The sequence below is a fragment of the Microbulbifer sp. GL-2 genome, assembly GCF_007183175.1.
Taxonomy (GTDB): domain Bacteria; phylum Pseudomonadota; class Gammaproteobacteria; order Pseudomonadales; family Cellvibrionaceae; genus Microbulbifer.
This window is the reverse complement of the sequence record NZ_AP019807.1, coordinates 3,055,454-3,081,334: the sequence shown is the minus strand read 5'-3', so window position 1 is coordinate 3,081,334 and position 25,881 is coordinate 3,055,454. Positions and strand designations below refer to the sequence as shown.

Annotated in this window: 20 protein-coding genes and 1 pseudogene; 4 read left to right on the top strand and 17 right to left on the bottom strand. The window is 49.4% G+C overall.

The window, feature by feature from the left end:
- The first annotated feature begins 34 nt into the window (after nucleotides 1-34).
- A complete protein-coding gene (locus GL2_RS13415; RefSeq protein ID WP_143731137.1) occupies nucleotides 35-229 on the top strand; it encodes a YnbE family lipoprotein in 195 nt (64 codons plus the stop codon).
- 11 nt (nucleotides 230-240) lie between these two features.
- Entirely contained in the window at nucleotides 241-567 is a 327-nt protein-coding gene (locus tag GL2_RS13410; RefSeq protein ID WP_143731136.1) for a YdbL family protein, read from the top strand.
- A 109-nt stretch (nucleotides 568-676) separates the two neighbouring features.
- On the opposite strand, the gene rpoS is transcribed toward GL2_RS13410, so the two are convergent.
- The 17 genes and pseudogenes from rpoS to GL2_RS13325 form a co-directional block, all read right to left on the bottom strand.
- Nucleotides 677-1,726, bottom strand: coding sequence for an RNA polymerase sigma factor RpoS (gene rpoS, locus GL2_RS13405; RefSeq protein ID WP_232053619.1), 1,050 nt, complete (start codon nucleotides 1,724-1,726; stop codon nucleotides 677-679).
- 203 nt (nucleotides 1,727-1,929) lie between these two features.
- The gene (locus GL2_RS13400) at nucleotides 1,930-2,703 is read right to left on the bottom strand and encodes a peptidoglycan DD-metalloendopeptidase family protein (protein WP_370452058.1); all 774 of its coding nucleotides are present in this window, start codon (nucleotides 2,701-2,703) and stop codon (nucleotides 1,930-1,932) included.
- Between the two features lie 185 nt (nucleotides 2,704-2,888).
- Nucleotides 2,889-3,851: a DUF368 domain-containing protein gene (locus tag GL2_RS13395; protein ID WP_143731134.1), complete on the bottom strand. Its 963-nt coding sequence runs from the start codon at nucleotides 3,849-3,851 to the stop codon at nucleotides 2,889-2,891.
- Nucleotides 3,848-4,519, bottom strand: coding sequence for a protein-L-isoaspartate(D-aspartate) O-methyltransferase (locus tag GL2_RS13390; protein WP_143731133.1), 672 nt, complete (start codon nucleotides 4,517-4,519; stop codon nucleotides 3,848-3,850). The genes GL2_RS13395 and GL2_RS13390 overlap by 4 nt, the downstream gene beginning before the upstream one ends.
- Before the next feature lie 53 nt (nucleotides 4,520-4,572).
- Nucleotides 4,573-5,535, bottom strand: a complete 963-nt coding sequence (gene truD / locus GL2_RS13385) for a tRNA pseudouridine(13) synthase TruD (protein ID WP_143731132.1) — start codon at nucleotides 5,533-5,535, stop codon at nucleotides 4,573-4,575.
- Nucleotides 5,528-6,013, bottom strand: coding sequence for a 2-C-methyl-D-erythritol 2,4-cyclodiphosphate synthase (ispF, locus tag GL2_RS13380; RefSeq protein WP_143731131.1), 486 nt, complete (start codon nucleotides 6,011-6,013; stop codon nucleotides 5,528-5,530). The genes truD and ispF overlap by 8 nt, the downstream gene beginning before the upstream one ends.
- On the bottom strand, nucleotides 6,013-6,732 hold the full coding sequence (gene ispD, locus GL2_RS13375; protein ID WP_143731130.1) for a 2-C-methyl-D-erythritol 4-phosphate cytidylyltransferase: 720 nt from the start codon (nucleotides 6,730-6,732) through the stop codon (nucleotides 6,013-6,015). Before ispD ends, ispF begins: the two co-directional genes overlap by 1 nt.
- Entirely contained in the window at nucleotides 6,729-7,016 is a 288-nt protein-coding gene (locus tag GL2_RS13370; protein WP_143731129.1) for a septum formation initiator family protein, read from the bottom strand. The genes ispD and GL2_RS13370 overlap by 4 nt, the downstream gene beginning before the upstream one ends.
- Nucleotides 7,017-7,102: 86 nt before the next feature.
- Nucleotides 7,103-8,389, bottom strand: coding sequence for a phosphopyruvate hydratase (gene eno, locus GL2_RS13365; RefSeq protein ID WP_143731128.1), 1,287 nt, complete (start codon nucleotides 8,387-8,389; stop codon nucleotides 7,103-7,105).
- Nucleotides 8,390-8,620: 231 nt separating this feature from the next.
- Nucleotides 8,621-9,466 (bottom strand): 3-deoxy-8-phosphooctulonate synthase, encoded by an 846-nt coding sequence (gene kdsA, locus GL2_RS13360; RefSeq protein WP_143731127.1) that lies wholly within the window; start codon nucleotides 9,464-9,466, stop codon nucleotides 8,621-8,623.
- A 57-nt stretch (nucleotides 9,467-9,523) separates the two neighbouring features.
- Nucleotides 9,524-11,157: pseudogene (locus GL2_RS13355) on the bottom strand (CTP synthase).
- Between the two features lie 125 nt (nucleotides 11,158-11,282).
- The gene (tilS, locus tag GL2_RS13350; RefSeq protein WP_232053617.1) at nucleotides 11,283-12,593 is read right to left on the bottom strand and encodes a tRNA lysidine(34) synthetase TilS; all 1,311 of its coding nucleotides are present in this window, start codon (nucleotides 12,591-12,593) and stop codon (nucleotides 11,283-11,285) included.
- A 201-nt stretch (nucleotides 12,594-12,794) separates the two neighbouring features.
- Entirely contained in the window at nucleotides 12,795-13,607 is an 813-nt protein-coding gene (locus GL2_RS13345) for a DUF4380 domain-containing protein (protein WP_172621145.1), read from the bottom strand.
- A gap of 89 nt (nucleotides 13,608-13,696) precedes the next feature.
- A complete protein-coding gene (locus GL2_RS13340; protein WP_232053616.1) occupies nucleotides 13,697-16,255 on the bottom strand; it encodes an exo 1,3/1,4-beta-D-glucan glucohydrolase in 2,559 nt (852 codons plus the stop codon).
- 241 nt (nucleotides 16,256-16,496) lie between these two features.
- Nucleotides 16,497-17,729 carry a carbohydrate-binding protein gene (locus GL2_RS13335; RefSeq protein WP_143731124.1) on the bottom strand — a complete coding sequence of 411 codons (1,233 nt, stop codon included), beginning with the start codon at nucleotides 17,727-17,729 and terminating at the stop codon, nucleotides 16,497-16,499.
- A 202-nt stretch (nucleotides 17,730-17,931) separates the two neighbouring features.
- Entirely contained in the window at nucleotides 17,932-19,755 is a 1,824-nt protein-coding gene (locus GL2_RS13330) for a carbohydrate-binding protein (RefSeq protein ID WP_143731123.1), read from the bottom strand.
- A 781-nt stretch (nucleotides 19,756-20,536) separates the two neighbouring features.
- Nucleotides 20,537-21,766 (bottom strand): family 16 glycosylhydrolase, encoded by a 1,230-nt coding sequence (locus tag GL2_RS13325; protein WP_197736457.1) that lies wholly within the window; start codon nucleotides 21,764-21,766, stop codon nucleotides 20,537-20,539.
- A 411-nt stretch (nucleotides 21,767-22,177) separates the two neighbouring features.
- Here GL2_RS13325 and GL2_RS13320 point away from each other — a divergent pair, with 411 nt between their 5' ends.
- Together GL2_RS13320 and GL2_RS13315 are read left to right on the top strand one after the other, a co-directional pair.
- Nucleotides 22,178-22,570, top strand: a complete 393-nt coding sequence (locus tag GL2_RS13320; protein WP_143731122.1) for a hypothetical protein — start codon at nucleotides 22,178-22,180, stop codon at nucleotides 22,568-22,570.
- A gap of 556 nt (nucleotides 22,571-23,126) precedes the next feature.
- On the top strand, nucleotides 23,127-25,712 hold the full coding sequence (locus GL2_RS13315; protein ID WP_143731121.1) for a glycosyl hydrolase family 18 protein: 2,586 nt from the start codon (nucleotides 23,127-23,129) through the stop codon (nucleotides 25,710-25,712).
- Nucleotides 25,713-25,881 lie beyond the last annotated feature (169 nt).

The following is a 25,881-nucleotide window of genomic DNA, read 5'->3' as shown; positions in this document are numbered from 1 at the left end:
AAAGGTACCCGAGAGGTACCGTAAGGAGTATCAGATGAAGGCCAGCCGGCTGATTCCAATAGGACTGCTATACGTTATGGTTGCCACAGGGTGTACACCAACTGTGGCGGTAAAGGCTCCTAGTGAGCCAATAACCGTAAACCTGAACGTTAAGATTGAACATGAAATCCGGGTCAAAGTAGATCGGGACCTCGACACCTTGTTTGAAGACAAAGAAGGCATTTTCTAAGGAGGCAAAGCATGAACACATTGAAGAGAGCCCTATTGCTAGTGGGCCTCATAATCGCACTTCCAGCATTCGCGATCACCCTCAATGAGGCCAAGAGCCAGGGACTGATAGGAGAGGCAAATAGTGGTTATATCGCTATTGTGGATGCCGGTTCCCCAGAGCTTGAAAAACTGGTGAAAGAAATAAATGCCAAGCGCAAAACGGCTTACACGCAAATTGCCAAGCGCAATAATATTGATATCGCCCAGGTTGCAGCGCGTGCGGCGGAAAAACTGGAGGCGCGCCTCTCTCCAGGCGAGTATTACCAGGACAATCTCGGACGCTGGGTAAAGAAATAAATAGTTTGGGAAAGTGACAGGATTTTTGTTAGCCGATCAATTTTGAATGAATTCTGGAAACCCCACGAATACACTGTCTTCGTGGGGCTTCCTTAGTTAAGGACCAAGTTTAAAAGTTTCCGAACAGGGACAGCCCATCAAGACCCTGTTTTTCCATCACTTCACGCAGGCGTTTGAGCGCATCAACCTGGATCTGGCGGACCCTCTCACGCGTCAGGCCAATTTCCCTACCAACCTCTTCCAGGGTACTCGCTTCATAGCCTCGTAACCCAAATCGCCGGGAAACTACCTCACACTGCTTGTCGGGAAGTTCCCCAAGCCAGCGATTAATGCTATCAAAGAGGTCACTGTCCTGAAGCAACTCTGCCGGGTCAGACTCCTGCTGGTCGGGTATCGTATCCACCAGTGTCTTTTCCGAAGAGGGGCCAATAGGAGTATCCACCGAAGTTACCCGTTCATTGAGCCCTAGCATCCGCTCAACATCTCCAACCGGTTTCTCCAGCAGGTTAGCAATCTCTTCTGCGGACGGCTCGTGATCCAGCTTCTGAGCCAGCTCACGGGATGCCCGGAGGTATACATTTAACTCCTTTACCACGTGAATCGGCAGGCGAATAGTCCGAGTCTGATTCATAATGGCTCGTTCTATTGTCTGACGTATCCACCAGGTAGCGTAGGTAGAAAAGCGGAAACCGCGCTCGGGGTCAAACTTCTCTACAGCGCGGATAAGCCCCAAATTGCCCTCTTCGATCAGGTCCAACAGAGCAAGGCCACGACTGACATAACGACGGGCGATCTTAACTACCAAGCGCAGATTACTTTCAATCATGCGCTTTCTCGCCGCACCGTCACCACGCAAGGCCTTTCGTGCGTAGTACACCTCTTCTTCCGCGGTCAATAGGGGGGAAAAACCAATTTCATTCAGATAGAGTTGAGTAGCGTCCAGATTCTTCTGCAAATGGCTGTCGCCATCTAACCTGGTAACCCTGCTCTTTTCTCCGGGGGAGGAGACGGAGTTATTTTTTGCCGCTTTTCTCCGTGTACGGCCTTTACCTCTCTCTTCGCTGCTGCTTAGTTTCTGCTCTTCATTCTCTACTGCCAACTCAGGAGGAAGGTCTTCTGCCTGGCCAGCCACAGACTGGTCTTGCCGTTGTGCTTCCATTTCCCCTGCTCCTTGTACTTTGCCAATATCAGCCGCCAAACACACTCAAAAACCTGATCAAGCTACAATCAAGTGCCATGAGCATGTGGCGACAGCCACTGAATCGGCCAGACCCTTCGGTCGTCACGATTGCAGTGACTACCTCAAGTGGTATTAGTTAAAAGTCCATTTTTATTTACAGAGCTTTACTGCACCCATCTGACTTACGGCAAATAAGCAAGAGGGTCTACTGGCTGACCGTTTTTGCGAATTTCAAAGTGGAGCTTGTTGCGGTCGGTACCACTCGAACCCAGTTCCGCTATCCGTTGCCCCGCTTTGACTTCGCTGCCCTCTTTCACCAATAAACGGTGATTGTGGGCGTAAGCACTCAGGTAAACTTCACTGTGCTTAACGATCAACAGCTTTCCATAACCTCTCAGCGCACTTCCCGCGTAGATAACAGTGCCATCGGCTGCTGCCAATACAGACTCACCCTTTTCACCCGCGATATCAACTCCCTTACGTAAAGGATCCCCAGAGCGGAATCGGCTGAGGAGCTGCCCCCGAACAGGCCAACGCCAGCGAATTGCCCCCGCACGCTTGGTCTTAGCCGTTTGGCGTTGGGAGCTTTGCGTTAAAGATTTTTTACTCGCGGTCGTGGCTGGCGGTTTGGCAACAGCCTGCTTTGACACAGGTTTTTTCACTACTCTGCGCAAATTTGAAGGGGTGCTGGATGGTACCTTTCCAGTGAGCTTCAGCCGTTGCCCCGGGTAAATATTGTAAGGGGATCCAATGCCATTAAGTGCAGCCAGTCGGCGAAAATCCTTGCCGTATCGCCAGGCTATCGAATAGAGGGTATCTCCCTTACTTACCGTATGGTAGTTGATGCGGATACCGGGGGGCTGCTTCAGGGAGCTGGTGGGAGCCCTGTGACTACTACAGGAAACCGAAAGCAATAACAGAGTGCTAATGCCTAATATTTTTAACACCCCAATCAAAAAATGACCAGAAAGGGGGTAAATGTTCCGCCAAAAAAGGCCTTTAGAGCGTAGCAAAAGATGACATTCCATTATTCTCTTTTTACATCAGACCACGGCATTTATGGAAAAAGTGTCTAAAGAAAAGCTCCAAAAATCTCGGCAAAAGCTTCATAAAACGCTGCCATACCGAGATTTTCCAGATCTTATTGCGGTGTGGCGCAAGATTTTCCCCGGTGAGCCCCTCCAAAAAAGTCTATTGAAAGCACCAATACTACGGCGGCCAACGCTGCTGCCACGGCTGCACCGAGGTGCGCGGCTTCTCCAGTCTGCGCTACAAAGTCGGATGGGGTCGCATTTGACAACAGTGGTGCCAACTTACTGGAGGCCTCTAGGTCCCCAGGTATTGGCAATTTCCAGGGCCAGATTATTTTCAGGCTCCCCAATAAAATTCCGGCGAGGAAAGCCAGTGTGCGAGCAACATAACGATGCATCAGCCAGGAAAGCAGTCGACTAAACAACATAAGTCCAATAGCAGCACCGGTGGCAAAACAAAGTAAATTGGCTATTTGCAACTCATGAACGGCAGAGAGCACCTTGGGATAGATCCCAATCATCAACAAAATAAAAGCGCCGGAGATACCCGGCAGCGCCATAGCGCAAATAGCCAGAGCCCCAGATAAGAACAGTGTAAGTGGTGTAGCTGGAATTTCCCCCGGACGCAATTCACTGACTGTTACTGCCAGAGCAATACCCAATATCAAAAAAACTAAAACCGATGGGGACCATCGCGGTATATTGCGCATAACCGGTATGGTGGAAGCCAAGACTAGGCCAAAGAAAAAAGACCAAACCACAATGGGGTAATTCTCCAACAACCCGCCAATCAATCGCGCAAGGCTGAAGATACTGATCAAAACCCCAAGAAAAAGGGAGAGCAGAAAGCCACCATTAATATATTTCCAGGTTGCTGCAATGCCCTCTTTTCTCAATTTAGTGACACAGTGTGGACCTATTCGACTGAGAGAATCCAGCAACTCCTGATAAATTCCAGTAATAAAAGCGATGGTTCCCCCAGAAACACCGGGGACAACATCCGCAGCACCCATCGCCATACCACGCAACACGATACCCGGGTAACGACTTTTCAAACTCTCGACAAATTTCATCGAACAACACCACTGAGTAGCGGTACAAAGCGTACTGCTTCCAGCTTCTCCACATCAAATTGATCACTATCCTGACGACGGGTAACCATAGTCAGGTACTGCTGTTCTGATCCCACCGGAATCACCAATACACCATTCGGAGCAAGCTGCTGCCTCAGCTCATCGGGAACCACTGCCGGCGCAGCGGCGGCCAGGATTGCATCGTAGGGCCCCTTTTCCGGCCATCCAAAGCCACCGTTGCTTAGCTTGTATTCGATATTGTGATGGCCCAATTCTGTCAGGCACTTACGCGCCTTTTCCAACAGGGGTTGGACACGCTCAACAGAATAAAGTTGTTCCACCAGACGAGAGAGAATCGCCGTCTGATATCCGGAACCAGTCCCTACCTCCAAAACCCGGTGCAGGGATTTGGCTCGGCTCAACAGTAATTCAGTCATCCGCGCAACAATATAGGGCTGGGAAATGGTCTGGCCATAACCAATGGGGAGCGCCGTATCCTCATAGGCGCGGATCGCCAGGGCTTCATCCAGGAGCAGGTGTCGCGGGGTGGATGCCATTACATCCAGGACTTCCTCATTGCTGATCCCCTCTTCCCGCAGGCGCTGAATTAAGCGATTGCGGGTGCGCTGGGAGGTCATTCCCAGACCTTCGTGTCTCAAGCGGTCCATAAGCTGTTAAGTTCCATCCCCTGTATCACGCCTGTCGCTTCCAATACTGAATTTTATGTGTCCGAGTTCACATTGACCAGCTCAGCCACTTCCCTCAGTAATGCGGTTGCAAACGCACCTGGCGGCAGGGCAAATTCTAGTGTCAGGTCATCCCCCTCCCACTGGAAGCAAAAAGCCTCTGGACGCAATATCAGCTGTCGGCGCTCCTGCTTGAGCCCACAGTGTTCCAGCCAGTTACACCAGGGTTGCCAGGCCTGCAGGATCGCCTCTTCAAGTTCTCCCTGAATACCGGCAGCAGGGTTGCGCCCACGCCCCCATAGAGGGCCGCTGGGATCAACCTCCGGTTCCCCCTCAAGACACTCCAGCCAGTTTCCGGAACCAACCCTATCGGCAAGGACTTGATTGAACAGCCAGCTGCGCGCTGCCGACATGGCAAAGGCCTTATCGCTCTTGCGACAGCGGCCCTCTTCCTCAGCCAGCTGGCGCACCAAATCGAGGTTGCCACCTTTGATACCAAACCGCTGCTCGCCAAAGTAATTCGGCACACCGTCGCCAATTTGTTCCAGTACCTGCTGTGCAGCCTGGCGATCACCGCGAGTGCTTCGCAGGCGAATTTTGAATCGATTACCGACGTGCTCTCCACGTCGCAACTTGCGGGCGCCGCGGAAATTCTGCAGCAATAAAATTTCATCACTGTTAATTTGCGACCAATCGGGTTCAGATTTTTGCCCAAGCCACACACTGAACCACTGGGTGGTTACAGCATGCCGATCCTTCAACCCAAAGTAGCTGACATCCAGAGGACGTACACCGGCAAGTTTGGCCAGTTGTTTCGCCACCCAAGCGGTATTGGCACCTCGCTTTTTGATGTGCAGGTATACGTGTTCACCACCATCACAAGTCTCGGGAAACGCCAGTTCATCAACAACAAAATCTTCCGGTTCAGTACGGAAATCTGCGGAGATTGCCGCCCCGCCCAAAGCACGGGGCCAATTCAGGTTCCAGGCTTCAGGCATGATTACGCTCGAGCAGGACAACTGCCTGGGCTGCTATACCCTCGCGACGCCCGGTAAAACCTAACTTTTCAGTAGTTGTTGCCTTCACACTGATATCCGCAATATCCACACCGCAGTCCTCGGCAATATTTCCACGCATCGCTTCAATATATGGTGCCATCTTGGGCGCCTGGGCAATCAAGGTAGTATCCGCATTCACCAGGTGATACCCCTTTTCCTCAAGCAATGCTAAAACATGCCGCAACAAAGTACGGCTATCAGCACCAGCATACCGCTCATCAGTGTCGGGAAAATGGTAGCCAATATCTCCAAGAGCCAGGGCCCCAAGCAAAGCATCAGTCAGGGCATGTAGGAGTACATCCCCGTCGGAATGGGCCTTTAGGCCGAGTTCATGGGGGATTTTTACTCCGCCGAGTACAACATGGCCACCAGGGCAAAACGCATGCACATCAAAGCCCTGACCAATTCGAAAACTCACTATCGATTATCCTCTGTGGGCGCATAGCGCAAACGCAGGATGGCCTCAGCCACCATAATATCGGAGGGGTGAGTCACTTTAATGTTGTCGCCTTGCCCCGCAACAAGTTGCGGCGAGTGACCAAAGATCTCGAGCGCGCTGGCTTCATCAGTAACCGCTTGCCCCTGCTCAAGAGCGCGATTGAGACAGGAGTACAACAATCCCAGTGGCGCACGCTGTGGAGTTTGTGCTAACCAGATATGTTGGCGGTCCAGGGTTTTTTCTACGCAGTTTTTTCTATCCTCAAGGCGGCTTAGCTTTACCGTATCACTGGCAGGTCGCGCCAAAAGAGCTGTAGAAGAGACACCGCTATCCAACAGAGCAGCAATGTCCTCCAATGCTACACAGGGGCGCGCAGCATCGTGGACCAGCACTGGAGTATCATTAGCCTCCCGCTCAGAGAGAAACTTCAATGCGGCGAGAACAGAATCTGAGCGCTCAGCCCCACCGGTGACAGTGTGTACCAGCGGGTGTGCAGCTTCTTTCAGGTGTCGGAAGAGGTCATCCTCCCCAGACAAAGCCACAACAATTCCAGCGATACCCGGCCAAGTTAAAATATTGCGTAGCGTCAGGGACAACAAGGGCTGTCCGAGAAGTGGTAAATACTGCTTGGGCCGGTCGGCCCCCATACGTTTGCCAACTCCGGCAGCAGGCACTACGACCCAATAATCTGTAATCACTTTTTGGCCTCTTCCGAATCCAGGAAGATAAACAGGGTTTCCCCTTCCTTTATTAAACCCAGGTCATAGCGTGCCTTAGCCTCGACACCTTCAGTACCCACCTTGAGACTTCGCACTTCCCGCAATAACTGACGGTTTTCTCGCATCAGGACAGCGTTCTTTTCCTGCTGTTGGTCAAGCTGTCGTTTAAGACGGGTAACTTCGGCGAGACTGCCTTCACCGACCCAGAATCGGTACTGAGTAGCAAGCAGTATGATGGTAAGAATTGCCAGCAGCCATTTCATACGGGTTTACGATATTTCGCTGAACGTATTAAAGCAGGCTGGAGAGGCTCATTCGCCCCTCCAGCCTGCACGCTAAAAAGTAGTAATTACTTGAACTCAGCACGGCCACGGTATGGAGCAGCACCATTCAATTCAGCTTCGATACGCAGCAGGCGGTTGTACTTGGCTACGCGATCGGAACGGCACAGGGAACCAGTTTTGATTTGACCCGCCGCTGTCGCAACTGCCAGGTCAGCAATAGTAGTGTCTTCGGTCTCGCCGGAGCGATGAGAAATCACAGCCGTATAACCGGCATCTTTGGCCATCTTAATCGCATCCAGCGTTTCAGACAGGGAGCCAATCTGGTTAAACTTGATCAGGATAGAGTTGCCAACACCCTTTTCGATACCTTCCTTAAGGATTTTGGTATTGGTTACAAATAGGTCATCACCTACCAGCTGCACCTTGTCACCAATTTTATCGGTCAGCACTTTCCAGCCATCCCAGTCGCTCTCATCCATACCATCTTCAATAGAAATGATGGGGTAGTTGGCTGACAAATCGGCAAGATAGCTGGCGAAACCTTCACTATCGAATTGCTTGCCTTCACCAGCCAGGTCGTATTGACCCTCTTTGTAGAACTCGGAGGAAGCACAATCCAAGGCCAGGGTGATGTCATCGCCCAGGGTATAGCCGGCTTTTTCTACCGCTTCAGCAATCACTTTCAAAGCCGCTTCGTTGGAAGGCAGATTAGGAGCGAAACCACCTTCATCACCGACAGCAGTGTTCAGATTATTGCTGGAAAGGACTTCCTTCAGGGAGTGGAAAATCTCGGCACCTTGGCGGAGAGCTTCAGCAAAAGAATCGGCCTTTACCGGCTGTACCATAAACTCCTGGATATCCACATTATTATCGGCGTGCTCACCACCGTTGAGAATATTCATCATGGGAACCGGCATGCTGTACTCACCAGCAGTGCCATTTACTTCAGCAATGTGTTGGTACAGCGGGATTTTCTTCGATGCTGCTGCCGCTTTGGCTGCCGCCAGGGAAACCGCCAGGATTGCATTTGCACCCAGCTTGGCTTTATTTTCAGTACCATCTGCATCGATCATCGCCTTATCCAGGGCGCGCTGATCGGTTGCATCCATGCCCTTAAGCAAGTCGGCGATGGCAGTGTTGATGTTTTCAACCGCCTTCAATACGCCTTTACCCAAGTAACGGCTCTTATCACCATCGCGCAATTCAAGAGCTTCTCGTGAGCCGGTAGAGGCGCCGGAAGGAGCGCAGGCGGAACCGATAGAACCGTCTTCCAGGATTACATCGGCTTCAACGGTAGGGTTACCGCGGGAATCCAGCACTTCGTAGGCTTTAACTGCGACAATCTTGCTCATTAACAATGGGCTCCGTATTGGTACTAACTGAAATTGTTACTTACTGAAAGTAGGTAATTACTGAAAAAGAAAGTTTCAACTATTGCGTGGAAAACCCAGGGCTTCCACTAGTGCCGCTCAATCCAGAGTTTGACTCTGTAATTATTTTTCCGATAGCCGCATCAGTATAAAAAGCGACCCCGGATAGGCACCACGCACCCGGAAAGGGCGCGCACTATTTATTTCTTACTTTTATTTGGTATCCAAAGGGGCAAGCCCCTTGATCAAATCATCCACCGCTTTCATCTGCGCAAGGAATGGCTCCAGTTTCTCCAGGGGTAAAGCACTGGGACCATCACACAGCGCTTTGTGCGGATCCGGGTGCGCCTCCAGGAACAGGCCGGCAATACCAATAGCCAAGCCAGCACGGCCCAGTTCGGTAACTTGTGCACGGCGTCCACCGGAAGCTGCGCCAGATGGATCGCGCATTTGCAGGGCGTGAGTTACATCAAATATTAGCGGGGCACCACCAGAGGCATTGATCATGGTACTGAAACCAAGCATATCGACAACCAGATTGTCGTACCCAAAACAGGCACCACGCTCACACAGGATAATATTCTCGTTACCGCACTCGGAAAACTTCTCCACCACATTTTTAACTTGCGGAGGGCTCATGAATTGCGGTTTTTTTACATTGATTACCGCTCCGGTAGCAGCCATAGCGGCTACCAGATCGGTTTGGCGGGCCAGAAAAGCCGGTAGCTGGATAATATCCACTACCTCGGCGACCGGTGCAGCCTGATCAACTTCATGGACATCAGTAATCAGGGGGACATTAAAGGTCTCTTTAATTTCCTGGAAAATCTTCAGGCCCTCTTCCATTCCCGGTCCGCGATAGGAATGAATAGATGAACGGTTGGCCTTGTCAAAAGATGCCTTGAAAATATAGGGAATACCCAGCTTTTCGGTAACTTTTACATAGTGCTCGGCCACTTGCATAGCCAAGTCGCGGGACTCCAGTACATTCATACCGCCAAACAAAGCGAAGGGCTTGTTATTGGCAACCTGGATATTTCCGACTTCGATCGTTTTCACTGTCAGCTCCCTGTTATCTCACCCCCAACCTCTTGGGCCAGGGGCGGAATTACTATTTTAGCCCTGGTTTTCCCGCTGCTTCATTGCTGCTGCAACAAAGCTCTCAAACAGCGGGTGGCCATCGCGCGGTGTGGAGGTAAACTCCGGATGGAACTGACAAGCAACAAACCAGGGATGGTTAGGTAATTCAACCATTTCCACCAGAGTGTCATCCGCGGACCAGCCACCGATTTTCAGGCCGGCCTGCTGCAGGCGATCTACGTAGTTGTTGTTCACTTCGTAACGGTGACGGTGGCGTTCCACAATTACATCGGCGCCGTAAATGTCACGGGCCTTGGTGTCTTTCGCCAGACGGCACTCTTGCCCCCCAAACGCATGGTACCGCCGAGGTCGGATTGCTCGTCACGCTTTTCGATATTGCCTTCGCTGTCGATCCACTCTGTAATCAGGCCAATTACCGGGTGCGGGGTTTTGGTATTGAACTCTGTACTATTGGCACCCTCGAGACCGAGCACGTTGCGCGCGAACTCGATCACGACTGATTGCAATCCGAGACAGATACCCAGGTAGGGAATATTGTTCTCACGGGCATAGCGTACAGATTCCAGCTTACCCTCAAGGCCGCGTTCCCCAAACCCACCGGGTACCAGGATTGCATCGGCATCTTTGATCAGATCGATACCATTTTCACCTTCAACGTCTTCGGCGTTGATAAAGTCGATATCCACCTTACAGCGGTGCTTGATACCAGCATGGGTGAGGGACTCGATCAGGGATTTATAGGCGTCGAGCAGCTCCATATATTTACCCACCATGGCGATTTTGATTTCGCGCTCTGGGTTGAGCTTACCGTCAACAACTGCATCCCACTCAGACAGGTCGGGGGACTGACAATCAAGCTGTAGCTTTTCTACCACGATATCGTCGAGACCATAACTGTGTAGCAGACGCGGTACACCGTAGATAGTCTTGGCATCCGGTAGGGGCACTACCGCGCGCTCTTCCACATTAGTAAACAGCGCGATCTTGCGACAGGAGTCTTCATCGATCTCACGTTCAGAGCGGCACAGCAGGATATCCGGCTGCAGGCCAATCGAGCGAAGCTCTTTTACCGAGTGCTGGGTTGGCTTGGTCTTAGTTTCACCGGCGGTGGCGAGATAGGGCACATAGCTCAAGTGGATAAGCAGTGCACGGTTGGTTCCCATTTCCACACGTAACTGGCGTACAGACTCCAGAAATGGCTGGGATTCGATATCGCCGACGGTTCCACCGATCTCGACGATGGCCACATCCATATCGCGGCCGCCTTCCACTACGCGACGCTTGATTTCATCGGTAATGTGGGGAATCACCTGCACGGTACCGCCCAGGTAGTCACCACGGCGCTCTTTGCGCAGCACAGTTTCGTACACACGGCCGGTGGTGAAATTATTACGCTTGGACATCCGGGTTCGGATGAAGCGTTCATAATGACCCAGGTCCAGGTCAGTCTCAGCACCATCCTCGGTGACATACACCTCACCGTGCTGGAAGGGGCTCATGGTACCCGGGTCTACGTTGATGTAGGGGTCCAGTTTGAGGATGGTAACCTTGAGGCCGCGGGCCTCGAGAATAGCGGCCAAAGAGGCGGAGGCGATACCTTTCCCCAATGAGGAAACCACGCCACCAGTTACAAAAATATAGCGCGTCATGCAAAACCTTGGTCAGTTGAGCGCTCGATGAATGTCGAGCTTACAGGGCTGGCCCGGGCGGATAATCCAGCTTCTCCCGGTGCCTTTGAGACGGGGCGTCAGGGTAGCAGAAACCCCCTTCCCACTCAATCGAAAAACCGCCAGTCGGGAGGCTGCCCTGGGATATTGTCATCTACCTTGCAGGAAAAGAGCCCCGCAACTGCCACTAACTTCCCATCCAGGTATACCAGCGGCACCCTGTCCCGCAGCCAGGGTTCCAAGGCCTTCTCCTGAAGGAGTTTCTTGAGAGCCTGAGAGTGTGAACGACCTACAGGGTGTGCCCTCTCACCCCCGCAGCGATAACTCACTCGGTATTCGCCCTCCTCCCAATTCATCTCCGGCTCCAGCACACCTCCTCCCGGTAACGCGAGCCTGGAAACACCGTCCCAATTCAGAGGCATATCGCTGCCAGGTGGTAGAGGAGCCAACACCGGGGTAAGGCAGAGGCGCTGTCTATAGCGCCTCACTACCCGACCACCCAACTGCACCGCCAGCTGGGCGTCCTGCGCCGCACTATGTACCTGTGCCAGAGCTTCTTGCAACGAGGACGACTCTGGCGACATACCACCCTGACGCAGAATCCAATTCCGCAACAGGTTCTTACGTCGCGCCATACTCAAGCCTGAAAACACTTTCAAACACAAGCTCTCTCCTAAACGCTCTCGCTTTAGGTCGCATGTATTCAGGTCAGCAAGTGCCAACTCTTCCAACAGCTCGACGGATTCCCTGAGGTTATCTACCGCCTGAGAAACCCGCTGCCTTACCGGCCAGCGCTCCCCAAGCGGAGCCATAATACGATGGCGTAAGAAATTGCGATCCAGGCCTTCATCACTGTTGCTTTCATCATCAATCCAACTGAGCTTGTGCTCCCGAGCCCAAGCCTCCAGTTCAGCCCGACCAACCTTAAGCAGAGGTCTAAGCAGGGATTTGCCACTCCCCACCGAGCGCCACTCAGCCATACCGGCAAGCCCGAGCACTCCAGCACCGCGCAGTAGGCGCAGGAAGAAAGTCTCAGCCTGATCATCACCATGATGACCGAGCAAAATTTGATCACCAGGGGACATAACTTCCTCAAATGCACGATAACGGGCCCGGCGTGCGCCCTGCTCAAGCCCACCATCCCTCTTATCTACTGCCACGCGAAGCGCTGTAAAAGGGATATTTAGCCCGTTGGAAAATGTCCGGCAATGGTCCTGCCAGCGGTCTGCGTTTTCGCTCAGACCATGGTGTACATACACAGCCTGTACTGGAATTTCACATTTATGCAATACGTGAAGAAGCACTGTAGAATCGAGACCACCAGAAAACCCAACCCAATGACGCCCCGGTGCTGGGTAGCACTGCAGCGAAGCTTGTATAAGCCCCGGTAACCGTTTTTGGGAAGTTGAAATTGTCACTGACTGGCAAGCCTGGAAGTAAAACCCACAACAGTATACCTACCCGGATGGAAAGTGAGGACCCACCATAACCCCTAGGCCGCTAACTCACCTCCCTCAGCACACCTTCTGCTTCCTATAGAATCTTGCTCTCACCACACTCCAACCCCTCAGGCGATAAATTCAAATAGCGGCATTAGATTTTCTTCCTCAACAAGACAGTTAATCAAAGGTCCTTATTATTTGTCGCATCCTTTTTACTTCTCCACGCACAAAATTCACCAATGAGCCAGACCCAGCCTCAACCGATATATTGTGCGGCAGCTCCATTATCAACCAATGGGTTCGCCAATCGAGACGTTCGCCTGCCTTAAGCATTTGGGTGGCACTTTGTATTTCCAGCTCCAGGTATGGCTTCGCCCCACTGAGATACAGCTCGATATCCCCTTCCCCCGGGGCCATTTGGCTAATTGATATCGCCGGATATAGTTTTACGTACAAGAGTCCGCTATTAATGTAAGCGAGCCAACCCTCAGAACCATTTGCAATTACCTTCCCTTCAACCAAAGGCTTAGCACTGTCCAAAGGAAGCCAAAGAACATCGTTGTGTAACTCGTAATCCACCCGGCCTCGTACAGTTTTTACACTCTGTGTATTTACTGGGGCAAAGGCGTGACCATTGGATGGTACTCGGGTTATTTCCCAGGCCGCCAGCACTTCAAAATCTTTGGTAACTTCAAGCTGATAATCCAGTTGAAGCATATTGGGAGCAACCAAACTAAAGTGTTTTTTTATGCTGGCACCGTCCCCCATTGGGCCAGCCAGAGATAATTCCTGGTCGCTTTGCTTTAAAATTTGATATGGCTTTGAGTCATGAGCCGCTATCGGAGGCCAACCCCATAAACTCTGTGGGCTGATCCAAAAAGTGGAACCAAAGTTAGTTGGATGTGTATCACGGCCACTCAATAGCTCAATGCCTTTATAGCGTAAAGCCGTCACTCTTCCACCAACCCCTGTCTCAACTGCAATAGACATGGGCCCCCTCTGTAACCAGACCTCAGTTTCTTTCGCATAAACCACAGGCATGACTAAAAGTTGTATCAACGAAAAAAGCAGGAAACCCCTTAACCTTCGCATTTTACCACCGCGGAAGCTGCGGCCTCGGGTACCAGTTTGATATTGGCCAGCGCCAGCGTCAATGGTCCCTCGCTCTCCAGGCGCAAGGCACTGGAGATATTTGTAAAGTCTGCCCCCTGTTGGGCAAAACACTGTAAGTCAATCGAGAAGTGCTCCCAACTTCCCACCGGTAAAGACTGCAGAGAAGATTGCAATGGAACCCGTGCAATACACTCTTCACCACAGTCCATCACAGCGGTAAGAGGACTGATAACTGGCTGATCAATACGAACATCCAGGGTCAATGCCGCATCCTCCTTAAGATAGCGACTGAGATCCTGATCACTATCCGCCGATAGCTGGATACCACCAGGGCGCAGGCCCCTCCACTGTATCAGACGCGCATCTTCCTGGGACTCCATATCAATCGAAGACACTAAGATATTCTCATCAGCGCCACTACTGACACGATTACTACTTACACTTATGAGCGGTGACTCCCCGTCTCTAATATATAAACTCCAGGGAGAGCGCGGCCTTGATACCATCAACCAGGCGTCTTCCAGCTTTCCTTTTGCATAGGTTTCGCTTACTTCTGTCAACTTGAGGTTTACTGGTGAACTATCATGACTGCCCATGCCATATCCCAGGGGGAAAAGTGGTTTATAGTCATCATGATAGGGATTGAGTACTGTCTGATGGGTATACATAGGCCAGCTGAAAGGCAATTTACCGGTGAATTCATAGCGCACTTGTCCTAGATCACTCCGAAACAAGACATCAGCAATGCCTGCCCCCTCAGAACCTGGCAGCCAAGCTGCAACAAAAGCATTAGATGCATTCATTTCTTTATTAATCCATAGTGGTCGCCCTGACAGGAAAATACTAACTACCGGAATTCCTTGCTCCCTTAATTGATTCAAAAGAGCCAAGTCCCTTTTATCACCCATCTGGTATTCAATATTAGCGAGATCCCCATGCCATTCGGCATAAGGTTCCTCACCATAGACCGCGATAGCAACCTGTGGTCTTTTAGCATTGAGAAAAGTATTAATAGAAAATGAGCCATCTTCACTCAGGACTGCCTGACCACCTGCAGCTTCTACTACCTGCGAAATTCCCTCAAAAATCGAAGTGGCTCCAGGAAAATCCCTTCGACTATTCCCAGTACCTTGCCAGGAAATTGTCCAGCCACCGGTCTGCTTCGACAAATTGTCGGCCGCATCACCGACAACAAGGACATTCTGGTCTGACCTCAAAGGTAATATTTGTTCTTCATTTTTTAGCAATACCAGAGACTTACGCACTGCTTCCCGAGCAATAGCACGATGTTCAGTGTTACCCAAGACACCAGATTTTCCCGCCAATGAACGTTGACGTTCAAAGAGACCCGCCCGAATTTTTACACGGAGGATACGCCTAACCGCATCATCCAGTCGCTGTGTGTCGATCTCACCGCTTCTAACCTGCGCCAGCGTATTTTTATACAAGGCCTTCCAGTCCGATGGGACCATAAACATGTCCAGGCCGGCATTAATTGCCGCAGCACAACTATCCACACTGCAACCTGGAACAAAGCGATGTCCGTTCCAGTCACCAACAACAAAGCCATCAAAACCCAGACGCTCTTTCAATACATTAGTAAGTAAATATTTATGACCATGTAGGCGAATTCCATTCCAGCTATTAAAGGAAGCCATTACCGTTTGTACACCTGCAGGTAGTGCAGTCAGATAACCTGCTGCATGGACCTCTGCGAGCTCCAATTCTGGTACGGTGTTATTCCCTCGATCAATACCCCGAACTGTGCCTCCATCTCCGACAAAGTGCTTGGCTGTGCCAACGAGATGCTCGCCCTTTAAAAAGTCCACAGAATTTTTTATACCCTGCAGACCTTCAACCATTGCTTCGGCATACTCGGCGACAATAGCAGGATCTTCAGAATAACTTTCATAAGTCCGCCCCCAGCGATCATCACGAACTACTGCAATTGTTGGTGCAAAAGTCCAATCTACGCCAGTTACAGATACTTCACGGGCAGTAGCCTTACCAATGCGAAATATTAGATCCTTATCACGAGCTGCACCAAGACCGATATTATGGGGGAACAGGGTAGCCCCGACGATATTGTTATGGCCATGTACCGCATCCGACCCCCAAATAATAGGAATAGCCACGCCGCCATCAGAGGTGTCCATAGATGCAGAATAAAAGGCTTCCGACAATGCCAACCAACCCTTAGGTGAAGCGAATTTATCATTATTCGGATAGGTACCTCCCCCATTCAGTACAGATCCAAGATGATAGGTTTTAACATCATCGGGGGTGACATATTTGATCTCCGCCTGGATCATCTGCCCAACCTTCTCTTCATCAGACATTTGAACAATAAGGTGGCTAATTTTATTCTCCAGAGCAACATCCAGCGGCAAAGCGGGACTAAGTTTCGGCCAATTCTCAATATTTGTGACAGACACACCGTCTACGCCAATATCTTTATTTTCACAGGCGGAAAAAATAAGACAAGCAAGTAGAGCCCCCCAAACACTTACGCTGCTTAAATTCATTTCTAAAATCCTCAACCAGAGCATAAATAAAGCCAACAAATCACAATAGACTGCAATACTTTTTATCTCAAAAAAGAGTTTTTACTCATATTTTTACAAAGTTCAAAAACTGAAAGAGATCTAGCAAATAAATAGACCGGTAACCAGAAGGGGAATATGGCCTCCTGCTAGAGACCACATTCATTGAATATAGCTCGGGCTCACCCTGAGGTGAGCATGCAGTAATAGTGAAAGTACATTTTTATTGTGCGGTCAATCGAATCCAATTTAGATTCCACCCACCTTGGGGAACTCCAATCCCAAAATTCTGCACCCCTGCGTCTAGATATGCCGTCACACTGATCGTAGTCCAATTCTGCCAACCATTAGTGTCAGGAACCTTTAAAGTGCCATAAACGGGATGTCCCCCTGCGCGCTCAAAACTCAGGGAGCCACCATCCATTGCGGCCACACGAAATTCTATTTTATAATTCCCACTTGCTGGGATATCGATATCATGATAAGCGAGCCAATCTCCAGCATCAATATAACCAACATTAAGCCCCCCTCCAGTGTCATTAGTAGATTCCGTTTGTACGCCACTCATGTAAGTGTAATTTTCCGCTTCCAGAAATATCTGATCAGCGCTGGTGGGGACAGTTTGATAGGTTGTGACTATTGGATAGTGGTCTGAGGCAACCTTAGTTCGACCATCAACAACAACTCGGGAATTAACAACAGACCAACCTAAAGTATTGCTACGGGTAATAAAATCAATCGCCTCACTAATACCTGGGTAAGTACTCTGTTCTTTGGGACTATCCACATTCCACCCAAGCGACTTCTCCCAATATTCCATTGATTCAGGGTTTACGATGCTAAATCCTGCATTGAAGTCACCACTTACAATAGCAGGAATAGAACCGTCTAGCTCATGTTGAATAATGCTCATACTTTCTTCCTGGATGGTGAGCCCAGGTACAGTAGGTGACGGATTATTTATGTGGGTCAGGTGGGTCGTACCGAACTGGAAAAGAGTGCCTTCCTTCTCTAAAGTGGAAATACCAATGGAGCGGGCACCATCACCGTAGGGATCTGGAAGGGTAACAACGCGGTATTTTTTTTGAGAGACACTTTTTGCATTATATAAAATTGCATTCCCATATTCACCACCCCCAAAGCTAATTGCTGGCGCTGGAAGGGCCACCCATACACTCCCTTCGGATAAGCGTTCAAGCATTGAAGCAATACTCTCGGCCTGATCAATATAATCACTTCGGCTATTAGCAAAATCCACTTCCTGTAGTGCGATAACGTCGACACTCATACTGTCAATAACTTCCGCAATCCTCTGGAGAGAGGTAACCCTGTCAGTACCCTCTCCATGGTGAATGTTATAGCTACCTACAGTCAGTGATCCGGCGCAAACCAAACTAGAGCCGACCGCAAAAATAGCCACACAGGTAAAGCATCCTATGACCTTTATTAAATTCATAACTAACACCCCAGATTAAACAAACTTACAATTCCTTTGAGACCTAAAAATCAACCACTGAAAATAAATTTTCAACAAGTCAACCAAAAGAATATTCATGGAAAATTATTACAACACCTTTAAAAAGAAATTATTTTCTACTTACACTCACCAAAATCGTTTCAGTTCACATTCTTGTATTTTATTCCAACCATGAGTAAGTCTATTGCTGTTGTGCGGTCAATCGAATCCAATTAAGATTCCACCCACCCTCGGGAACACCAATTCCAAAATTCTGTACCCCCGCATCCAGATATACTGTCATACTGACCGTAGTCCAATTCTGCCAACCATTGGTATCAGGAACTTCTGCAGTGACATAAACGGGGCTTCCTCCAGCGCGCTCAAAGCTCAAGGAACCATCGCCCAAAGCCGCTACGCGAAATTCGATTTTATAGTTACCGCTCGTCGGGACGTTGATATCGTGGTAGGCGAGCCAATCCCCAGCATCGATATAACCGACATTAAGCCCACCTCCAATATCATTGGTAGCTTCCGTTTGTACGCCACTCATGTAGGTGTAGCTTTCTGCTTCAATAAATATCTCAATATCATCGGGTGGGTTCGGGTTTCCATCATCACTTTGAATATTCAGCCAATTAATATTCCAACCCGAACTCTGTGCAGAGATTGCTATTTCCTGCTCTCCTGCATCCAACGGTACAGTATGCTGAATTGTGGTCCAGTTTTGCCAGTCGCCAGTATTGGGGATATCAAGCTGACCGTATACTGGAGAACCACCCCGCTTTTCCAATTGCAATACACCACCTGTACCCTGTGAGGCCACCCGGTAAGAAATCACATACTGACCACTCCTGCTCACATTGACCTTGTAGCTCATCCAGTCGCCACTATCGATATAGCCAACGTTGCTGCCACCACCAGCGTCCGCTGTACTCTCGACCTGTACTCCGAACATATCGCAGAAATTCTCAGCTTCAATTTTTGCCGGTAAATTAATAGTGTTGCAATTAGGGGGATTCGGAGTATTCCCCTCCCAGGAGCGGATAATATCCCGCACTTTGTTTCCGGATTCAGTCAAATTGGAGATAGGCCAACCACCATTAGCACTTGCTCCCGGTACCAGTGCAGAGGCCCCTTCAACTTTGTCGTTAATTGACCAATTCGCATGACTGATATTATTCGTTTTGAGAAAGCTCATCCATCTATCTGTTTCCCCATAATTTACCCCACCATCGCCATCTGCATTCACGGTTCCCCATTCAGTCGCGAAAAGTGCAATACCATTATTTAGCGCTGTTTGCGCCTTATCCCGCAAATATTGACCATGTGTGCCAGCATAAAAATGTAATGTATAGGCGATATTGGCATAACCTTGGATGGGATCATAAGAAGCTTGGTCAACATCCTGTGACCAGGTAGGTGTACCCACAATAATTAAATTGTCGGGGTCAATGGAGCGAATAGCGCCGATTATCGACTCAGCATAAGGCTTGATATCATGACTCCAGGAAACTTGTTTGGGCTCATTGTATATTTCATAGATAACATTATTTGTATGGCCATAATCAGAGGCCATCCGCTTAAAGAACTGAATCGCCTGATTCCAGTCATGGGTATGAGCATAGTGAGAATGCCAGTCAATGATTACATACATGTCGTTGGCAATAGCTGAATCGACAATAGTACGTACCTTAGCTTCATTTCCAGCTGAGTCCTCAAAATATCCACCATCATCCTCAACGCCCATGGCTGCACGTACCAGAGTTGAATTCCAATCTGACTTTAGCCAACTCACAGTATTCCCATTGTAGTATTTTTCACCACCCCAATTATTATTACTCCAGAAATAACTGTTTCCCGCAAGGCTTCCAGTCTTCCCGCCAATCAAGACTTGATTTCCATTTACACTGAGCGGCTCTACGGCTAAAACACCTACTGAAATAAAAACCGATCCAGCAAATACCAAAACTGACAGTACACTTCTCGATTGACGGACTAAATTGAATAAACTTTTGACTCTCATCGTTAATTTATCCTTTAACTTTTTATTTTTTTATTACCGTATTCGACGAAACATCGATAGCTTTGCTCAATGAATAAATCTACGACCTGAAGATAACCTCAGCCACTATTGCAACTACTTCCATGAGAGTGCTACATCGTACAAACATACTTCAACGGGCAATAAAAAGGGGCAATAGCAATAAGATGACAGGGGATATATTCGAGATAATATGACCTCTAGATTCCCACAATAACCGACAGACTTGACAATAGCGAAGGAGGCCAGCTGACTATAGGCTGGTTAGCTTTCATATAAACAAACCAGAAACCATATGGGAGCCCGCAGCAACCAGATGCCCCTGAAAGAACGACACCAGGTCAAGTACTTCAATAATGGAACAGTTTTCAACCCTAGCTTTCACACGATAGCTCAATCGCCCTAACAAGATCATCTCCCGCGAGCTAAACCGATACTTTCCCTACAGTGCCGGGAGCGCCCACCAACTGATGCTACTGCGGCGACACCGAGTTCGGAAGTACATCAAGCTCGATTTCGCCATTAAAATACAAATCGATTACCAGTTGAAAACTTAAGTCCTGAATAAATTTACGATCGCGCACAAGATTGTTTGGCTTATTGGTTGCACCATTAAGCTCGACGAATGCGGTCAGCACCATATAATCATTGATTATGTTATCACAGCGACTTTTTAATCCCTTACTGCTTGCACGTTCCGATCAGTAAGGGATACGATTATAGCCAATTTCAATTTGTCAGAGGTGTATACAGAGCTTTCAACTTACTGATATACCCGCACGTAATCCACATACAAGCGCTGTGGAAAAGTGGATGTATTGTCTGGACTTCCAGGCCAGTTACCTCCCACAGCTACGTTGAGCAATAACCAGAATGGCTGGTCGTAAACCCATTGACCATGCTCTTCAATGTCCGCACGAGTAGCAGTTTTGAAGTGGTTATTATCCACAAACCAGCGAACTTCGTTTGAACTCCATTCAATTGCATAGGTATGGTAGTTAGCATCGGCACTTTCACCCAGATCGTAAGTGCCAAAGATCGGTGTAGCACCAGCGTAGCCGGGGCCGTGCATGGCAGCGTGAGTTAGTGTGGGCTCAAAACCGACATGCTCCATAATGTCAATTTCTCCGCTCAGAGGCCAACCCACGCTGTCGAAGTTATTTCCCAATGCCCAAAAAGCAGGCCATATCCCCTGGGTTTGTGGGAGCTTCATACGTGCTTCAATTCGGCCGTATTGGAATGATTTTTTATTCCTGGATATCAATCGTGTGGAAGTAAAAGTACAATGACCGTACCAGCATTCGTAATCGTTGGGATTCTCTCGCCTGGCTTCAAGCACCAACACGTTACTATCCACAGTGCTATCATATTGAATCGTCGCATTCTGTCCGTCAGTGTAATACTGTAGCTCGCTGTTACCCCAGCCAGCACCACCAATTTCGAAACTCCAACTGCTGTTGTCGATACTATTGAACTCGTCGGCCCAAACAAGATTCTCGGGGTCTGCAGCAATTATTTCGATCCAATTGAAATTCCAGCCACCGGACACTGCGTAAACACCCAAACTATAAGTGCCTGCCTCTATTTTGGCGGTAAATTCGACATTCTGCCATTTCTGCCAGTCACCGGTATTGGGGATGACGGCATTACCCAATACAGTTGCACCACCGTTTAAATCGACAGATGCTGTGGCACCTGAAGGACTGGATACCCGCATACGAACCGTATAGTTTCCTGTACTGGGTATTTGTAAATTTTGGTAGGCAAGCCACTCTCCCTGATCAATCCAGCCAACATTGAAGCCGTCGACACGATCTTTAGTAGCTTCTATATCTACGTCATCGTTTTTATAGGCACCCCCGCTGTTACCCGGTGTCCGATCATAAAACCAAGTGTAATCCTCTGCTTGGAAAGTAACGGCTTGAGCATGAACGACTAATATACACAAACAGAAGATTACCAACTCTAACATAATCATGCTTTTATTTTTCATGAGCATTTCCGCTATTTGTTATATATAATTTAGCTATATTCCATTTATACCCAACTGCTGAACAACGAAACTATCGATAAAAGATCTTTAAAGTTCATTCCTGATTCATGCGAAGATACAGGACTACCACTCCGAGGGGACTTTAAGCATAACCGCCTTTCTCCGCACTTTAATTCACTCTCATCAAATCATGGAGATAGATTAAGCACTGACACTACAGGCAATTAAAATGTTTATTAGATAAAGAGACCCAATCCCAAGGCAGGACGGACAACTGGTATTATTTTCCGCCCTGCGAAACATAGGCACTGGCAAACAATTTAATGATTTACTAGGGAACCCCTAAATAATTCCGTGTAAATTTGTATTAATTCGGCAGAAATAGAGGATTCCCTCTATGAGATTGAGGCTATGCGCCATTTTACTGGCCTGACACTTACTAAGCCTATTCCTGATGAGACTACTATCCTTAACTGTCGCCACCTACTTGAAGTACACCAGCTGGCTCGCCAGCTCTATGAAGAGATAAATAGTCACCTCAAAGAACCCGGCATGCAGCTGAAAGAAGGCAGCATCGTGGATGTAACGATTATCAATGCAGCCAGCTCCAAGAAAAATCGTAAAAAGGCCCGTGATCCAGAGATGTATCAGACCAAGAAAGGCGGGTACCCCTTTCGCTACATCAAGCGTGTATTTGGTTATGACAAGGTCCGCTATCAAGGACAGGTAAAAAATACTGAGCGGCTGTGCTTGCTCGCAGGCTTCATTAACTTACTAATAGTGAAAAAATACTTGGCTGCCTAGGGGGGTGCGCCTGAAATTCGCCTATTGAGGACTTCAGGTGAAAAATCAGGGAACTATTACGCGAAAATTAAGCGTCTGCGAGTAAAAAAGTGAATTTTTTAAGCGGCTCAGCTTAACTCTAGAAAAATGCTTGGTTGATCAGAGGTTCCTTAACTTTGTTATTCCTGCGCCCCCCTTACCGGCTGCGAGCTGGTCCGTGAATCGTAACGATCACCACCGGTAAAGCCCCTGCTCGGTGCAAGAAAGCAACCCACCAGCACTCCTCGTTTTCTCCCCTCGATCCGGGTTGATCAGTCCGCACCTCCCCTGGGACAAGACGCAATGCCTTGCCTCAGTCATATGCTCGTAAAGTTCCGTTTTGTTTGTGATACGAGCCACATATCACCCACAATGGCGGAACTTTCATTTCAATTCTTTTTACCTCGTAGCAATTCGTCCCTTTCTGCATTGCGATTCCCCATAAGCACTGATATTTTGACAGCGGTGTCATTTTGGCGATCGCAACACCTAACTGCCGATGGCCAACAATAAAAATAACTTGCTCAAGGTAAACCCTATGCAAACGCCTAAATTCCTGACCCGGTCGCAAACTCCATTGATATTTGCTTTAGCCAGTTCGACCGCACTCGCAGTCCCAGGTGCACCCACCATCAACAATATGGAAACCAGCTTTGCCATTATTGAAGTTGATGGGGCGGCTACCGCCTACGAGCAGCTGGTTAACATCAAAGACCATGCCGAAGTACCGGTGGCCTGGTCCAAGTTTTCCGGCGACGACGCCGACACTGCACAGTATCTGCTCGATGGACAAGTTGTACTCGAGCAGCCGGTAAATGGTGCCGGTAACCAGAGCGGAACTGCCACATTGCAGATCAGTGAAGGAGGCCAATACGAACTGCAGGTCGCCCTATGTAACTCCTCCGGTTGCAGCAGTTCAGAAATAACTGACATCGTCGTAGCTGATACTGACGGAAGCCACTTGGGCCCAATCGTGCTCAATGATGGAGAAAACAACCAGCCTTACACTAACAACAGCGGATCTGTTGTGGGTGCTTACTTTGTGGAGTGGGGTGTATATGGTCGTAAGTTTCCTGTTGACAAGATCCCGGCCTATAACCTCACCCATATCTTATACGGTTTTATTCCTATTTGCGGCGGCGACGGCATCAACGACAGTCTCAAGGAAATTGAAGGCAGCTTCCAAGCTCTACAACGTTCTTGCTCTGGGCGGGAAGATTTCAAAGTTTCGATCCACGATCCGTTTGCGGCACTGCAGAAATCACAGGCAGGGCACAGTTGGTCCGATCCCTACAAGGGTAACTTCGGCCAGTTAATGGCGTTGAAGCAGGCCTACCCAGATATAAAGATACTACCGTCGATCGGCGGATGGACCCTATCCGATCCGTTCTACTTCTTTGATGATCCTGACCTTCGTACCCGCTTTGTGGATTCAGTAGAGGAGTTTTTGCGTACCTGGAAATTCTTTGACGGTGTGGATATCGATTGGGAGTACCCTGGTGGCCAGGGTGCGAATCCCAACCTTGGCGATCCCACTACCGATGGTGAGACTTACCGCTTACTGATGAAGGAACTGCGCGCAATGCTGGACCAGCTCGAGCAGGAAAGCGGCCGTGAATACGAGCTCACTTCTGCTATTGGTGCTGGAGCTGACAAGATCGAAGATGTCGATTACTCGAACGTCGAACAGTACATGGATTATCTGTTTTTGATGACCTATGACTTCTACGGAGCCTGGAGTAACGAGACCCTTGGCCACCAGACGGCGATTTATGCTCCGAGCTGGAACCCGACAGATGACTACAATGCCCATTCCGGTGTACAGGCATTGATTGGCGCTGGTGTACCACCGTCTAAGCTGGTGCTGGGTACTGCGATGTATGGTCGCGGTTGGACCGGGGTTACCGGTTGGACCGGTGCTGATCACCTGACTGGAACAGCGACCGGAGCGACTCCTGGCACCTGGGAAGCCGGCATTGTGGACTACCGTGATATTGCCGGGAAGATTGCCAGCGGTCAGTGGCAGGAGCACTACGACAGTACTGCTCAGGGCGCCTATATCTTCAAGGCGGATACCGGTGACCTGATTACCTATGACAATGTCACCTCCGTCATGCAAAAAGGTACTTACGCACGAAGCAATGGTCTCGCAGGTTTGTTTGCTTGGGAAATTGATGCAGACAACGGTGACATTCTCAATGCCATGCACGAGAGCTTAGGCCACGGTGATGGCATGGCCAATCGAGCACCGTCAGCCAATGCGGGAGTTGATCAGTCAGTGGTGAGCGGCGCTTCAGTGACTTTGAAAGGTAGTGCTTCCAGTGATCCAGATGGTGATGTTTTGACCTACTCCTGGACTCAAATCGGTACCCCCACAGTACCGCTACAGGGTACGGATAGTGCTACTCCAGAGTTTATCGCTCCGCAGGTTACTATGGAGACGCAGTTGGAATTTGAACTCACTGTGAGCGATGGTGAGTTATCGAATACCGATAATGTCTTAGTGACTCTGTTACCAGAGGGAAATAATGCACCCCCCGTCGTTTCTGTCCCAGCCAATGTCTCTGTTGCTGAGGGTGAGAGCGTCAGTGTTTCTGCCGATGCTAGTGACCCCGATGGTGATACGCTTACTTACAGCTGGGTTGCACCGGGCCTTTCTGTAGCCAATGGCGATAGTGCCAGTGCTACCTTCACAGCACCCCGGGTCCAAGCGAATACTGCTTTCACCGCGACAGTAACCGTCAGCGATGGCTTCACCAGTGTCTCTGCCGAAGTACAAGTGAATGTGACCAATACCGGGGATAGCTGCAGCCAGTCCGACCCCAACGCAGATAATTACCCTGCCTGGCATATGGGGGGCACTTACCTGGGCGGTGACCAGGTAAGCCATCAGAATCTCGTTTGGCAGGCCAAGTACTGGACCCAGATGGAGCCGGGGATAACCGCAGCTGCCTGGACACTGATCAGTGAAGTCGAAATACCATGGAATGCAACGACCAGTTACAACGGTGGGGACGAAGTAAATCACGACGGTACCCGTTACCGCGCCAAGTGGTGGACCCAGGGTGACGAGCCTGGTACTTCCATAGTTTGGGAGCAGATTGGTCCCGCAACCTGCAATTGATCACTCTCACAGGGTGGTAACCCGATGTGCCTGGGGTGCTGAGGCGCCCCTGACTCAGGGCCTTACTGATACTCCTTGTAGCTGGAGAACCCGAAAAAGGTTGCTTAAAAGCCTTGATGGCATTCAGGAAATTGATAGGTTATTAGTAAAAATTGAGAAGGATGGTTGT

Excerpts from the sequence above, each read along its gene's own strand:
- GL2_RS13335 (WP_143731124.1), bottom strand. The coding sequence starts at position 17,729 with ATGAATTTAATAAAGGTCATAGGATGCTTTACCTGTGTGGCTATTTTT.
- GL2_RS13340 (WP_232053616.1), bottom strand. The coding sequence starts at position 16,255 with ATGAATTTAAGCAGCGTAAGTGTTTGGGGGGCTCTACTTGCTTGTCTT.
- truD (WP_143731132.1), bottom strand. The coding sequence starts at position 5,535 with ATGCCTGAAGCCTGGAACCTGAATTGGCCCCGTGCTTTGGGCGGGGCG.
- GL2_RS13325 (WP_197736457.1), bottom strand. The coding sequence starts at position 21,766 with ATGAAAAATAAAAGCATGATTATGTTAGAGTTGGTAATCTTCTGTTTG.
- GL2_RS13330 (WP_143731123.1), bottom strand. The coding sequence starts at position 19,755 with ATGAGAGTCAAAAGTTTATTCAATTTAGTCCGTCAATCGAGAAGTGTA.
- GL2_RS13345 (WP_172621145.1), bottom strand. The coding sequence starts at position 13,607 with ATGTCTATTGCAGTTGAGACAGGGGTTGGTGGAAGAGTGACGGCTTTA.
- GL2_RS13415 (WP_143731137.1), top strand. The coding sequence starts at position 35 with ATGAAGGCCAGCCGGCTGATTCCAATAGGACTGCTATACGTTATGGTT.
- GL2_RS13390 (WP_143731133.1), bottom strand. The coding sequence starts at position 4,519 with ATGGACCGCTTGAGACACGAAGGTCTGGGAATGACCTCCCAGCGCACC.
- GL2_RS13370 (WP_143731129.1), bottom strand. The coding sequence starts at position 7,016 with ATGAAATGGCTGCTGGCAATTCTTACCATCATACTGCTTGCTACTCAG.
- GL2_RS13395 (WP_143731134.1), bottom strand. The coding sequence starts at position 3,851 with ATGAAATTTGTCGAGAGTTTGAAAAGTCGTTACCCGGGTATCGTGTTG.
- eno (WP_143731128.1), bottom strand. The coding sequence starts at position 8,389 with ATGAGCAAGATTGTCGCAGTTAAAGCCTACGAAGTGCTGGATTCCCGC.
- rpoS (WP_232053619.1), bottom strand. The coding sequence starts at position 1,726 with ATGGAAGCACAACGGCAAGACCAGTCTGTGGCTGGCCAGGCAGAAGAC.
- GL2_RS13410 (WP_143731136.1), top strand. The coding sequence starts at position 241 with ATGAACACATTGAAGAGAGCCCTATTGCTAGTGGGCCTCATAATCGCA.
- GL2_RS13320 (WP_143731122.1), top strand. The coding sequence starts at position 22,178 with ATGCGCCATTTTACTGGCCTGACACTTACTAAGCCTATTCCTGATGAG.
- GL2_RS13315 (WP_143731121.1), top strand. The coding sequence starts at position 23,127 with ATGCAAACGCCTAAATTCCTGACCCGGTCGCAAACTCCATTGATATTT.